This is a genomic window from Streptomyces longispororuber (assembly GCF_014656095.1).
GTDB lineage: Bacteria > Actinomycetota > Actinomycetes > Streptomycetales > Streptomycetaceae > Streptomyces > Streptomyces longispororuber.
Genome location: NZ_BNBT01000060.1, coordinates 1 through 12220 on the forward strand (window position 1 = coordinate 1; position 12220 = coordinate 12220).

Here is a 12220-nt window from a genome sequence, read left to right on the forward strand (position 1 = left end):
GGCGGGGCGGCGGGGCGGTGTCGCCGGGGCCGCGCGCCAGCACCTCGCCCACGGTGCGCAGGTGGTCCCGCAGCGCCGCCACGTCGGCGACGGCCACCGCGTGCTCGGCCAGGAACCGCTCGTCGCCGCGCGCGGACGGGGGCACGGGGGCGCCGGTCAGCGCCAGCATCAGCGCGTCGTCGGCGTAGTCGGTGCCGTCGGCGTAGTCGGTGCCGTCGGCGTAGTCGGTGCCGTCGGCGTAGTCGGTGCCGTCGGTGTCGTGCCGGTCGGCGGGGCCGCCGGGCGCACCGGGCGGGCCGGGTGTGCCGGGTGTGCCGGGCCGGTCCTCCCCGTCGTACGGGTCGTGCGGGTCGTACGGGCCATGCCGGTCGTCGTGCGCCACGGTCACACCACCTCTCCCTCGTGCAGCCGCGTGCGCAGCATCCGTACGGCCGTGTGGAGGCGGCTCTTGACCGTGCCCTCCGGGATGCCGAGCTCGGCGGCGATGTCCCGTACCGGCAGGTCGGCGTAGAACCGCAGGACGACGACCTGCCGCTGGCTGTCCGGCAGTTCGTCCAGGCCCTGTGCCACGGCCAGCGACAGGACGCGGGACTCGGCGCCGTCCTCCTCGGGCCGCTCGGGGCGCAGCGCGGCCAGCCGCTCGCCGAGGCGCTCCTGGCGGCGGCGCGCCCGGTGCCAGTCCATGGCCCAGTTCGAGGCGACGACCGCCGCCCAGGCCGCCACGTCGCGCGGCGCCCCCTCCCCCTTCGCCGCCCGCTCCAGGAGCCGCAGCCTGACCTGCTGGACGCCGTCCTGGAGGTCGCCGTACGGCACGCCGCCGAGCGACAGGACGGCCCGCACCCGGTCCTCCTGGGCCGGGTCGAGCGGGTCGGCCGCGTCGCGCGCCCCCTGGCGCGGTCTTCTGCGCAGCAAAGCCCCTCCCCTCCTGCGTTTCCCCTACGACGCGGGAGCGCGCCGAAACGTTCGCCGGGAGCGGGATCGGACCTCCTCCCGCGCCGAAGAGGCGTACGTCACACCGGTGCCGAAACCGAGACGATGCTCACGCGCCGTGGCCGTGCGGAAGGCCGAAAACCGCCGTATGCCGGGGAGGCGGCCCGGCCGGGGCCGCGCCCGGCGTCTCATCTGCTGGTCACGGGCGCTGTCCCGGCCTGGTCGAGCACGTATCGAATTGGACAGGCGCCCCCGGGTCCCGCGCATCATGGGGAGGCTGAAAGCCAGCCGAGGACGGACACAGGGAGTCGCCGTGAAGGTCGGAATCGTCGGAGCCACCGGTCAGGTCGGCACGGTCATGCGCAAGATCCTGGTCGAGCGGGACTTCCCGGTCGACGAGCTGCGCCTGTTCGCCTCGGCCCGCTCGGCCGGGACGGTGATCGACGGCGTGACCGTCGAGGACGCCTCGGCGGCCGACTACACGGGCCTGGACATCGTGCTGTTCTCGGCGGGCGGCTCCACCTCCAAGGCCCTGGCGGAGAAGGTCGCCGCGCAGGGCGCCGTGGTGATCGACAACTCCTCGGCCTGGCGCCGCCACCCCGAGGTGCCGCTCGTCGTCTCCGAGGTGAACCCGCACGCGGTGGCCGACCGCCCCAAGGGCATCATCGCCAACCCGAACTGCACGACCATGGCCGCGATGCCCGTCCTGAAGCCGCTGCACGCGGAGGCCGGGCTGACCTCCCTGGTCGTCGCCACGTACCAGGCGGTGTCCGGTTCGGGTCTCGCCGGGGTCGAGGAGCTCTTCGGGCAGATCGAGAAGGTCGGCGCGGACGCCCCGAAGCTGACCCACGACGGCTCGGCCGTGGAGTTCCCGGCGCCGGACAAGTACGTCGCGCCCATCGCGTACAACGTGCTGCCGATGGCGGGGTCCGTCGTCGACGACGGGCTGAACGAGACCGACGAGGAGCAGAAGCTCCGGCACGAGTCCCGCAAGATCCTGGAGATCCCCGGCCTGAAGGTCGCCGGCACCTGTGTGCGCGTGCCCGTCTTCACCGGGCACTCCCTCCAGATCAACGCCCGCTTCGAGCGGCCGATCAGCCCCGAGCGGGCCCTGGAGCTGCTCTCCGGCGCGCCGGGCGTCGTCGTCACGGACGTGCCGACGCCGCTGGTGGCCGCCGGGCGCGACGAGTCCTTCGTCGGGCGGATCCGCCGCGACGAGACCGTCGAGAACGGGCTCTCCCTCTTCGTCTCCGGGGACAACCTGCGCAAGGGCGCTGCGCTGAACGCTGTGCAGATCGCTGAGCTGGTGGCCAAGGCCTTGGCCTGAGGCCGGCCGGGCGAGCGGTCCCCGGGGCGGGGGCCTGGCCCCCGCCCGCCCTCATCGCCGCTCCGCGGCTCGTCCTCAAACGCCGGACGGGCTGCATTCCCCCCTCCGCCCGCTCGTGCCTTTCCAGGCGCGGGCGGGCGGGGGCGATTTCGCGGCGCGGCCACGCTCCCGTGCGGCCCTTGACGCCGCTTCGCGGCTCGTCCTCAAGCGCCGGACGGGCTGAATTCTTCCCGCTTGCGCCTTTCCAGGTGGGCGGGGGCGATTCCGCGGCGCGGCCACCCTCCCGTGCGGCTCTTAACGCCGCTTCGCGGCTCGTCCTCAAACGCCGGACGGGCTGAATTCTTCCCGCTTGTGCCTTTCCAGGTGCGGGTGGGCGGGGGCGATTTCGCGGCGCGGCCACCCTCCCGTGCGGCCCTTGACGCCGCTTCGCGGCTCGTCCTCAAACGCCGGACGGGCTGAATTCCCCGCTTCGCGTGCTCGTGTTCAAGCGTCGGGTGGGCTTGTGCCTGCCCCCGGCTCAGGAGGGTCGTGGGTGATCAGGTCGCCCGGCTGGCAGTGCAGGGCCTCGCAGATGCGGGACAGGGTCGAGAAGCGGATGGCCTTGGCGCGGCCGTTCTTGAGGATGGACAGGTTGACGACGGTGATGCCCACCTGGGCGGACAGTTCGGTCAGCGTCATGCCGCGCTCGGCCAGGAGCCGGTCGAGGTGGACGCGGATCCCGTGGACTTCCTCTTCGGGCATCAGATGGTCCCTTCGAGGTCCTCCCGCATGCGTACGCCCTCACGCATGATCTTCCCCATCACCACCGCGGCGAGGCCGGCGAGGACGGGCATCATCGACCCGTCGACCGTCGGCCCGGAGCCCACGATCGGCGCCATGCTCCCGACGAGCCAGGAGTGCGACCACCCTGCGACGAGGCCGGTGAGGACCGTGCCCGCCGCGACGAACCAGCCCAGGACGGTCAGCCGTCGCGCCACGGCCTCGGTGAACGGCCCCTGCCGCACCACGGCGTCCAGCAGCCGGGAGAAGAGCAGCAGGGCCAGGGAGCCGAACAGCAGCCACGGCAGTTGCCCCCCGAGGTCGGCGGCGCGCTGCCCCACCGAGGGGCTGTCCTGGCAGAGGCGCGCGGCGCTGCTGGCCGCCTCGACGCCCTTGCCGACCGGCAGGCCGCCCTCCAGCGAGGCGTTGCGCCAGAAGCCGGTCTCCACACAGACGGCCCCGTCGTCGGCCATGTGCGTGATCCCCGTGCCGACGAAGGCCAGCCCGAGCAGCGCCGCCAGCACCAAGGTCACCGAGGCCAGGGCCCTCGTGAGTCGCGTGTTCATCGTCTACGTCCTATCGATTTTCGATATGCATGGAGCGCGAGGAGCATATCGTTATTCGATAGGACGGGGTCAACAGGCAACGGGGGCGGGGCGGAGGTCGACGTCGGGAAACCGCCAGCCCGGGGGCGGGTTCCTCGGAAAAGTGGCCCTATGACCACTGCGACCACGGCAGTCACTGCCTATGTCCCCCGCCCCATCCACCCCGCCGTCCTCAAGGAGCTCCGCGACACGGACGACGCGGGCCGCGCCTGCGAGCCGTTCGTGGACGAGGAGGGCGGCGACCCGCTCCGCTGCTGCCTCCGCCCGGTCCGTCCGGGCGAGCGCGTCGCCCTGGTCTCGTACGCGCCGCTGCGCCGCTGGGCGGCGGCGACCGGAGCGCGCCCGGGCGCCTACGACGAGCAGGGCCCCGTGTTCATCCACGCGGACCCCTGCGACGGCCCCGCCGAGGCGGCCGGCGCCACGTACCCCTTCGCCCGCCCCGGGGCCCTGCGCACCCTGCGCCGCTACGACGCCCGGGGCCGCATCGTCGGCGGCCGGCTCCTGGAGATCCCCGAGGACACCACGGCGGGCTTCGACGCGGCCCTTGCGGAGGCCTTCGCCGACCCCGGGGTCGGCCAGGTGCACGTGCGCGCCGTGGAGTACGGCTGCTTCCACTTCGTGGTGTACCGCCCCGAGGGCGCGTGACCGAGCCGGGTGCGGGCCGTCAGGCCGCCGCGTCGGCCACGGCCGTGGCGTCCGCCACCGCCCGCGCGAAGGCCCGTACCCGCTCCGTCTCCCCGTCCCGGTGCCAGACCGTCCCGAGGACCGAGTCCGGCAGGCCGCGCACCGGTACGAAGACGACGTCCTCGCGGCCGTGGTACGAGGCCGTCGGCCGGCACAGCAGCATCGCGCCCCGGCCGGCCGCCACCAGCGTGAGGCCCTCCTGGAGGGTGCGCACGGCCGGGGCGGGCACGGGCGAGGGGGCGTGCGCCTCGCGCCAGTAGGCGGGGGCGGGCGCCGCCGCCGCGACGAGCGGCACCTCCCGCAGCTCGGCCGCGCCGACCGCCGCGCGCTTCGCGAAGGGATGGCGTACGGACACGGCGACCGTCTGCGGCTCCCGGGAGAACAGCGGGCCGAGGACGAGGTCCGGCTCGGCCACCGGGAGCAGCACGATCGCCGCGTCCACGTCGCCCGCGCGCACCGCCCCGAAGGGGTCGGCGAAGGGCACCTCCGCGATCTCCGTGACGCACGCCGGGTGCCGCTTCTGGAACGTGGTGATGGCCTCCATGAGCCGCGCGTCCGCCGTCCCCTGGAACCCGATGCGCAGCCGCCCCTCCACCCCGCGCGCCGCGCCCTTCGCGCGGTCCACCACGGCGGCCAACTCGTCGTACGCCGGACGTAGTTCCGCACGGAAACGCTCCCCGAGGGGGGTCAGCCGGACCCGGCGGCTAGTACGCTCCACGAGCCGAGCGCCGATCCGCTGTTCCAGCGCGGCGAGTAGCTGGCTCACCCGGCTCTGGGAGACGTACAGCCGCTCGCCGGCCCGCCCGAAGTGCAGCTCCTCGGCCAGCGCGAGAAAGCACTCCAGCTCCCGTATCTCCACCCCGCCCATATTCCCGCCGCTCCCGCCCTCGACTGTCCACGCCACGGAACTCTCCGCCCCACGGAACACTCCGCCCCGGGTCGACGCGACCCGGGTCGATGCGGGTCTGCCCGACGCGCCCCAGGTCGACGTGGCCCGGATCGACGCGGGTCTGCTCGACGTGACCCGGATCGACGTGATCCGGATCGACGTGATCCGGATCGACGTGATCCGGATCGATGAGTCCCGCTCATTCAAGGATGAGATCTTCGGCGTTGTTCCCGGTCGGGGGGCGGGCGTTCGCTTGTGCCATGGAAACGCCCATGGAAACCCTGTCCCCTCCCCACGTGGACGCGCGACAGCGGTCGGTGCCGCTGTCCGTCGTCGCCCTCGCCGCCGCCACGTTCTCCGTCGTCACCACGGAGATGCTGCCCGTCGGCCTGCTCACCTCGCTCGCCTCGGGGCTCGGCGTCTCCGCCGGGACCGCGGGGCTCACCGTCACCCTGCCGGGTGTGGTCGCGGCGCTCGCCGCGCTGCTGCTGCCCGTCGCGGTGCGCGGGACGGACCGCCGGACCGTCCTGTGCGGGCTGATGCTGCTGCTCGGCGCCGCGAACCTGCTCTCCGCGCTCGCGCCCTCCTTCGCGGTGCTGCTGGCCGCGCGGCTCGTCGTCGGCCTGTGCATCGGCGGCGTCTGGGCCGTGGCGGCCTCGCTGGCGGTGCGCCTGGTGCGGGCCGAGGCCGTCGGCCGGGCCACCTCCGTGGTCTTCAGCGGCATAGCCGTGGCGTCCGTGCTCGGCGTGCCCGCGGGCACGTTCCTCGGCGAACTCGCGGGCTGGCGGTGGGCCTTCGGCGCGGTGGCCGGACTCGGCATCGCCGTCGCCGCGCTGCTCGCCGCCGTACTGCCGCCGCTGCCGCCGAGCGAGCCGGTGCGCCTCGGGACCTTCCCCGGCCTCCTCCGGCTGCCCCGGCTGCGCACCGGCCTGGTCGCCGTGGCGCTCCTCGTCGTCGGCCACTTCGCCGCCTACACCTATGTCCGCCCGGTCCTGGAGCGGGTGCCGGACGTCGGCGCGGGCCTGATCAGCACGCTCCTGCTGTGCTACGGCGTGGCGGGCGTCGCGGGGAACTTCCTGAGCGGCACCTCCGCCGCCCGCGACCCGCGCCGCGCGCTGCTGTTCATCTCCGCGGCCCTCGCCGCCGTCGTCCTGCTCCTGGTCCCCGCGGGCGCCTCGCTCCCGGTCTCGGTGGCCCTGCTCGTCGCCTGGGGCCTCGCGTACGGGGGCGTCTCCGTCTCCTCGCAGAACTGGGTGATGGCCGCCGCGCCCGAGGCCCGCGAGGCCGCGTCCGCGCTGTTCGCCGGGATCTTCAACCTGGCGATCGCCGTGGGCGCCCTGGCCGGCGGCCGCGTCGCCGACGCGTACGGCACCTCGTACGCCCTCTGGCTGGGCGGAGGCCTCGCCGCACTGGCCCTGGCCGTGGTGGCAACGGCCCGGCCCACCCGCTAGCTACGCGCTCCGACCCCCGGCCCGCGGGACCCCGCCGATCCGCGACGATCAGCTCGGACACGTCCCCGACCCGGCCGAGGCCTCGCGCACCGGGGATTACGCGGGGCGAAGGGGGAGTTAGGGCTTGCGGTGTACGGCCAACTAGGCGGGGTCCCGCGTGGATTGGGGCTTACGCCCGTCGGAGGGGCTCCCGGCACGGCGCTGGCCGTCACCCCGTCGGGCCGGTTGCTCCGACGGCGGAGACGGCTACCGCCACTGGGTCGGGGGCGGGTGGGTGGGAGCAGACCCGTGGGGGGGGCACTGCGCCCTGGGTGCGGGGCGGGTGTGGGTGAGCCCGCGGTGGGCGCCGCGCGCCGGGTGGGTGGGCGGGCGGGTGGGAGCAGGCCCGCGGGTACCGGATGGGCTCAGGGGCAGGCCTGCGGGCGCGCGCCTGCGTACGGGGCGGGTGGGTGGGAGCAGACCCGCAGGGGGCACCGTGCCCTGCGTACAGGCCACGCTGCAGCAGGCCCGAAGCCGCGGCCAGGCTCAAAAGCACGCCCCCCAAAGCCACGGCCAGGCTCAGCACGGGGTCAGGGGACGCTCCAGGAGGGCCTCGTGTTGAGCTCGGTGACGTCCGTGCCGGTGGTCCACCGGTACGCGTCCCGCAACTCCCCCAGCTCCTCCGCCGTCAGCACGTCCTCCACCCGCGCGAACCCGTCCGGCGCCCGCTCGGCCACGGCGGCCAGGTAGCGGTCGGCGGGCATGCGGCGGTTGGCCAGGACCAGGGCCGTGGTGGCCTCGCGGCGTACCTCCTCGTAGGCGCGCAGCCCCGCGACGCGGTCGGGGTCGGCCCGGGCCAGGCAGCGGGCCAGGACGCGGGCGTCCAGGACGGCCTGGGAGCCGCCGTTGGACCCCACGGGGTACATGGGGTGCGCGGCGTCGCCGAGGAGGGTGACCGGGCCCTTGCCCCACCACGGCAGCGGCTCGCGGTCGACCATGGGGTACTCCAGGATGCGGCGGGTCGCCGCGAAGAGCGCGGGCACGTCCAGGTCGCCGACGCGCCAGCCCGCGTAGTGGGGCAGGACGTCGGAGAGGCGCCCGCCCCGGTTCCAGTCGGCGGAGCCGGGACCGCTGCCGGGCTCCGGCGGGAACCGCACCTCGGCCACCCAGTTGAGCAGGGCGCGCCCCCGCAGCTCGGCCTCCCGGGAGATCGGGTAGACGACCAGCTTGGCCTGGGCGTTGCTGCCCGCCACGGCGACCGTGCGGCCACCGAGGACCGGGTGCCACTCCGTCACCCCGCGCCACATGCGGATGCCGTTCCACAGCGGCGGCCCCTCGCCGGGGTGGAGGCGGGCGCGGACGCTGGAGTAGAGGCCGTCCGCGCCGACGAGCGCCCGCACCCGCACGGCGTGCTCGCGGCCCCGCGCCATGTCCCGCAGCACCACCCGCAGGGCCCTGCCGTCCTCCAGGAAGCGGACGAACGCCGTACCGGTGACCACGGCCCGCTCCCCGAGCCGCCGCCGCACCGCGTCGAGCAGCAGCATCTGGAGTTCGCCGCGGTGGATGGAGTACTGCGGCCAGTGGTAGCCGAGCGCGCGGCCGCGCGGCTCGCCCCAGATGCGGTTGCCGTGCCGGTCGTAGTGGACCATCTCGGCGGTCTGTACGCCGGTCGCGGCGAGCGCGTCGCCGAGGCCCAGCTCGGTCAGCTCCCGCACCGCGTGCGGGAGGAGGTTGATGCCGACGCCGACGGGCCGCAGCGCGTCGACGGAGTCGACGACGCGGACCTCGATGCCCGCCGCGTGCAGGCTCAGCGCGGCGGTGAGCCCGCCGATGCCCGCCCCCGCGACCAGTACGTCCACGGTCATGGCCGCCGCACCGCCCGCCCGACCTCGGCCCGCAGCCGGACGAACTCCGGCAGGCCCCGGGTGGCGACCCGGTCGCGCGGCGCGGGCAGGTCCACCCGCAGGTCGCTGTGGACGCGGCCGGGGGCGCCGGTGAGGACGACGACGCGGTCCCCGACGTACACGCTCTCGTCGATGTCATGGGTGACCAGGAGGATGGTCATGCGCCCCGGCGGCCGTTTCGCCGTGCCGCCCTCCCCCGCGGGGCCGCCCTCCCCCGCAGGGCCGCCCTCCCCCGCAGGGCCGCCCCGTACGGCCAGGAGCAGGTCCTCCAGGTCCTCCCGGGTCTGCGCGTCCACCGAGCCGAACGGCTCGTCCATCAGCAGCAGCGACGGCCGGTAGGCGAGCGCGCGGGCCAGGGCGACCCGCTGCTGCATGCCGCCGGAGAGCTGCCACGGGTAGCGGCTCCCCGTGCCGTCGAGGCCGACCTGCGCGAGGGCCTTGGCCGCGCGGGCGCGCCGCTCGGCGCGGCCGAGGCCGTGGCGGCGCAGCGGCAGCGCGACGTTGTCGCGGACGGTCAGCCACGGGAAGAGGGAGCGGGTGTAGTCCTGGAAGACGACGGCCAGGTTGGGCGGCACCGCTCCCTCCACGGCCCGTCCCCCGACGGTGATCCGGCCCGCGCTGGGCCGCTGCAGGCCCGCCACGCACCGCAGCAGCGTGGACTTGCCGCAGCCGGACGGGCCGACGATGCTGACCAGTTCGCCGCCCTCGACACTGAGTTCGATGTCGTCGACGGCCTGGTGCCCGTCGTCGTAGCGGTGACTGAGCCCCGTGATGTCCAACATGCCCTGTGTCCCCCTGTGCCCTCGGCACCGACGGCCCGCCGGTGCCAACTAGCGCGTGGTCTATGTGCATTGAGTGCTCCCGTGCTCCAGGCGTTCCCGCCGCTCCGGGTGAACCGGTGGTGCGGGGGAACGGCGGGCGCCCCCGCGCCCTAGGTCCGTGTGCGCCGGGCGCCCCGGTGCCAGGCGAGTACCGTCCGCTCCACGAGCAGGAAGAGTCCGTTGAGTACGCAGCCGACGGCGCCGAGCAGCAGGATGCCCGCCCACAGCCGGTCGGGGCGGAACTCCCGCTCGGCCGCGTTGAGCCGGGCGCCGATGCCGTCGCCCGACCCCATCAGCTCGGCGATGACCATGAGGATCAGCGCGAAGCCGAGCGCCACGCGCAGCCCCGCGAAGATCTTCGGCGCGGCGGCGGGCAGCACGACGTACCGCAGCCGGGCCGCCCCGCCGATGCCGAAGGCGCGGGCCGTGTCGAGCTGCACCGGCTCCACGGACCGCACGCCGTCGGCGGTGTTGAGCAGCACGGGCCAGACGACGCCGAAGACGATGGTCGCGAGCTGCATCGAGGTGCCGAGCCCGAAGACGACCATGAACAGCGGGATGAGCGTGGGCGGCGGCACCGCACGGCCGAACTGGAGCACCGGGTCGAGGACGTGGTACGCCACCCGCGACAGGCCGATGCCCACGCCGACGGCGATGCCCACGGCGCCCGCGAGCGCCCAGCCGAGCAGCAGCCGGCCGAGGCTGGGCGCGAGGGCGTCGAGGGCGGGGTCGTCGAGCAGGGTGCGCACGATCCGGCCGGGCGGCGGGAAGTAGATGTCCTCCGCCCGCCGCGCGGCCACCTCCCAGGCGACGACGAGCACGGCGAGCAGCCAGCCCCGCAGCAGCAGGAACCGTACGGCGCGGGCGGCCATCACCCGCCCCGTCCCGCGGCCGCGCGGGCGCTGTGCGGGAAGGCGAGCCGCCCGGCCCCCACGAGCACCGCGTTCGCGGCCGTGCCCAGGGCCCCGGCCCAGACGGCGCCCGCCACCATCAGGTCCGGCCGCCCGCCGCCGGACTGCGTCTGGAGCAGATACACGCCGAGCCCGGAGTCGCCCCCGGCCCGCAGCTCCGCGCTGACGGCCACGATCAGCCCCACGGACGCGGCGATCCGCACCCCGGTGAGCACGAAGGGGCCCGCGCTCGGCAGCGACACCCGGACGAGCACGGCCGGCGCCCCGAAGCCGAAGGCGCGCAGGGTCTCCTTGGCGACGGGGTCGACGTCGCGCAGCCCGTACAGCGTGTTGAGGAGGATCGGCCACAGCGCGGCGTAGCAGACGAGGGACCGCTCGACGCGGACCGGCTCGGCGAACACCAGGATCGCCAGCGGGATCAGCGCGACGGACGGCACGGGCCGGGCCAGTTCGACGACGGCGAGGCCCGCCCGGTCCAGCCACGGCAGCGAGCCGAGCAGCAGCCCGGCAGGGACGGCGAGGGCGACGGCGAGCGCGAGCCCGCCGAGCCAGGCGGAGACGGTGGTGCCGAGGTGGCCGAGGAAGCCGTCGTCGACGGCCATCCCGGCGGCGCGGGCCAGCACGGAGGTGGCGGGCGGCAGGGCGTCGTCGTCGACGGCTCCGCCGCGGGCGAGGAGTTCCAGGACCAGCACCGCCCCGCCGGCGCCGAGCGCCCCGAGCAGGGCGCGCCCCCAGCGGCGGGAGACCAGCGCGCCGGGGCGCAGGAGGGCGCGCGCGGGCGCCCGGGGCTCCGGCCCCGGACCCGCCCCGGCGCGCGCCGGCCCCGTCACCGCACCGCCCTCACTCCCCCTCGGTCACGGGCCCGGCCGCACCAGCAGCGGCTCCACGTCGACGTTCCGTTCCAGGTAGCCGAACTCCCGCATGAGCTGCACCACGCGGCGCAGCCGGGCCGGGTCCAGGGCGACGGGGTAGCCGCCGAGGCTGAGCCGGTCCGCCTGCTCGGGGGTGATGCGGGTGTAGTCGGGGAGCGTGCGCACGACCGTCGCGCGGCGGGCCGCCTGCTTCTGGGCGCGGGCCATGGCCCGCTGGAAGGCCGCCACGGTCTGCGGGTGCTTCTTCGCGAAGGCCGCCGTCGTGGCGTACCCGGCGATCGGGAAGCCCGCGGTCGGCGGCCTGCCGAGGTCGGCGACGACGCGGCCGGCGCCGGACTCCTCGATCGCGCTGACGAACGGCTCGACGGCCTGCACGGCGTCGACGCTCCCCGACGTCAGGGCGGTCTCCATGGCGGGCATGTCCACCTCGGCGAAGTCGCCGTCGTCGAAGGTGACGCCCTCCGCCTTGCCCGCCTTCTGCACGAGCAGGGCGCTGATGTTCCGCTTCGTGTTGACGCCGATCTTCTTGCCGTCCAGGTCCTTCAGCGTCCGCGCCGGCGAGTCCTTGGGGACGAGGACCGCGTGGGTGCGGGGCGCGGAGGCGAAGGCGTCGGAGACGAACCGCACGTCCACCGCCTTGTTGGCGTGCGCGAGGAAGTAGGAGACGTAGTTGCCGAAGGAGATGTCGAGGGCGCCCGCGCGCAGCCGGTTCACCGACTCGGCGCCACCGCTGAGCGTCGTCGTGCGGACGGTGAGCCCCTCGGCCTTGAAGAAGCCCTTGTCCATCGCGAGCTGGAGCGGCGCGGTGTCGGCGACGGGCATGGTGCCGACGGTGATCCGCGTCTTCTCCGGGCCCCGGCCGTCCGCGCCGCCCCCGTCGGCGCCGTCGCCGGAGCCGCCGCAGCCGGTCGTGGTGGCCGCCAGCAGGGCCAGGACGGGCAGCACCGTCCGCGGGGGCGACCCCCGTAACCGGCCCCGTGCTCCCCGTGCCATATACACCCGCTTCCGCCCGTCCCCGCCACCGCCCGGACCGCCCGTGCGGCGCCCCGGGCCTGTGCCGACGCGCGGATGCTAGCCGCAGGGCGGGC

The 12220-nt window shown here is 75.3% G+C and carries 12 protein-coding genes and 1 pseudogene; 3 read left to right on the top strand and 10 right to left on the bottom strand.

The genetic code is table 11. From position 1 onward, the window contains the following. Together IE330_RS19590 and IE330_RS19595 are read right to left on the bottom strand one after the other, a co-directional pair. Window positions 1–388 (bottom strand): annotated as a pseudogene (locus IE330_RS19590) (hypothetical protein); the annotation flags it as partial. After that, on the bottom strand, window positions 385–912 hold the full coding sequence (locus IE330_RS19595; RefSeq protein WP_190137356.1) for a sigma-70 family RNA polymerase sigma factor: 528 nt from the start codon (window positions 910–912) through the stop codon (window positions 385–387). The gene IE330_RS19595 and the pseudogene IE330_RS19590, both read right to left, overlap by 4 nt. A gap of 331 nt (window positions 913–1243) precedes the next feature. On the opposite strand from IE330_RS19595, the gene IE330_RS19600 reads away from it, so the two are divergent. Next, on the top strand, window positions 1244–2257 hold the full coding sequence (locus IE330_RS19600) for an aspartate-semialdehyde dehydrogenase (protein ID WP_190137357.1): 1014 nt from the start codon (window positions 1244–1246) through the stop codon (window positions 2255–2257). Window positions 2258–2740: 483 nt separating this feature from the next. Here IE330_RS19600 and IE330_RS19605 read toward each other — a convergent pair whose 3' ends face one another. Both IE330_RS19605 and IE330_RS19610 read right to left on the bottom strand, forming a co-directional pair. Continuing rightward, window positions 2741–2998 carry a helix-turn-helix domain-containing protein gene (locus IE330_RS19605; RefSeq protein WP_190137358.1) on the bottom strand — a complete coding sequence of 86 codons (258 nt, stop codon included), beginning with the start codon at window positions 2996–2998 and terminating at the stop codon, window positions 2741–2743. After that, window positions 2998–3582, bottom strand: coding sequence for a DUF2975 domain-containing protein (locus IE330_RS19610; protein WP_190137359.1), 585 nt, complete (start codon window positions 3580–3582; stop codon window positions 2998–3000). The genes IE330_RS19605 and IE330_RS19610 overlap by 1 nt, the downstream gene beginning before the upstream one ends. A gap of 150 nt (window positions 3583–3732) precedes the next feature. Between IE330_RS19610 and IE330_RS19615 the strand changes: the two genes are divergently transcribed. Then, the gene (locus IE330_RS19615) at window positions 3733–4266 is read left to right on the top strand and encodes a DUF1203 domain-containing protein (RefSeq protein WP_190137360.1); all 534 of its coding nucleotides are present in this window, start codon (window positions 3733–3735) and stop codon (window positions 4264–4266) included. 19 nt (window positions 4267–4285) lie between these two features. Here the strand turns inward: IE330_RS19615 and IE330_RS19620 are convergent, their stop codons facing one another. Continuing rightward, entirely contained in the window at window positions 4286–5173 is an 888-nt protein-coding gene (locus tag IE330_RS19620) for a LysR family transcriptional regulator (RefSeq protein WP_190137385.1), read from the bottom strand. A gap of 293 nt (window positions 5174–5466) precedes the next feature. On the opposite strand from IE330_RS19620, the gene IE330_RS19625 reads away from it, so the two are divergent. Next, entirely contained in the window at window positions 5467–6645 is a 1179-nt protein-coding gene (locus IE330_RS19625; protein WP_229925777.1) for an MFS transporter, read from the top strand. A 569-nt stretch (window positions 6646–7214) separates the two neighbouring features. Here IE330_RS19625 and IE330_RS19630 read toward each other — a convergent pair. The 5 genes from IE330_RS19630 to IE330_RS19650 form a co-directional block, all read right to left on the bottom strand. Beyond that, window positions 7215–8489: a flavin-dependent oxidoreductase gene (locus tag IE330_RS19630; RefSeq protein ID WP_229925778.1), complete on the bottom strand. Its 1275-nt coding sequence runs from the start codon at window positions 8487–8489 to the stop codon at window positions 7215–7217. After that, on the bottom strand, window positions 8486–9310 hold the full coding sequence (locus IE330_RS19635) for an ABC transporter ATP-binding protein (protein WP_190137362.1): 825 nt from the start codon (window positions 9308–9310) through the stop codon (window positions 8486–8488). Before IE330_RS19635 ends, IE330_RS19630 begins: the two co-directional genes overlap by 4 nt. Window positions 9311–9459: 149 nt before the next feature. Continuing rightward, on the bottom strand, window positions 9460–10221 hold the full coding sequence (locus tag IE330_RS19640; RefSeq protein WP_190137363.1) for an ABC transporter permease: 762 nt from the start codon (window positions 10219–10221) through the stop codon (window positions 9460–9462). Next, window positions 10221–11090 (bottom strand): ABC transporter permease, encoded by an 870-nt coding sequence (locus IE330_RS19645; RefSeq protein WP_190137364.1) that lies wholly within the window; start codon window positions 11088–11090, stop codon window positions 10221–10223. Before IE330_RS19645 ends, IE330_RS19640 begins: the two co-directional genes overlap by 1 nt. A 24-nt stretch (window positions 11091–11114) precedes the next feature. Next, window positions 11115–12125 carry an ABC transporter substrate-binding protein gene (locus IE330_RS19650; RefSeq protein ID WP_190137365.1) on the bottom strand — a complete coding sequence of 337 codons (1011 nt, stop codon included), beginning with the start codon at window positions 12123–12125 and terminating at the stop codon, window positions 11115–11117. Window positions 12126–12220: the final 95 nt, after the last annotated feature.

What these genes read in the sequence shown, in the direction of transcription:
- IE330_RS19620 (WP_190137385.1), bottom strand. Translation starts at nt 5,173, where the DNA reads ATGGGCGGGGTGGAGATACGGGAGCTGGAGTGCTTTCTCGCGCTGGCC.
- IE330_RS19610 (WP_190137359.1), bottom strand. Translation starts at nt 3,582, where the DNA reads ATGAACACGCGACTCACGAGGGCCCTGGCCTCGGTGACCTTGGTGCTG.
- IE330_RS19635 (WP_190137362.1), bottom strand. Translation starts at nt 9,310, where the DNA reads ATGTTGGACATCACGGGGCTCAGTCACCGCTACGACGACGGGCACCAG.
- IE330_RS19625 (WP_229925777.1), top strand. Translation starts at nt 5,467, where the DNA reads ATGGAAACCCTGTCCCCTCCCCACGTGGACGCGCGACAGCGGTCGGTG.
- IE330_RS19615 (WP_190137360.1), top strand. Translation starts at nt 3,733, where the DNA reads ATGACCACTGCGACCACGGCAGTCACTGCCTATGTCCCCCGCCCCATC.
- IE330_RS19630 (WP_229925778.1), bottom strand. Translation starts at nt 8,489, where the DNA reads ATGACCGTGGACGTACTGGTCGCGGGGGCGGGCATCGGCGGGCTCACC.
- IE330_RS19650 (WP_190137365.1), bottom strand. Translation starts at nt 12,125, where the DNA reads ATGGCACGGGGAGCACGGGGCCGGTTACGGGGGTCGCCCCCGCGGACG.
- IE330_RS19605 (WP_190137358.1), bottom strand. Translation starts at nt 2,998, where the DNA reads ATGCCCGAAGAGGAAGTCCACGGGATCCGCGTCCACCTCGACCGGCTC.
- IE330_RS19640 (WP_190137363.1), bottom strand. Translation starts at nt 10,221, where the DNA reads ATGGCCGCCCGCGCCGTACGGTTCCTGCTGCTGCGGGGCTGGCTGCTC.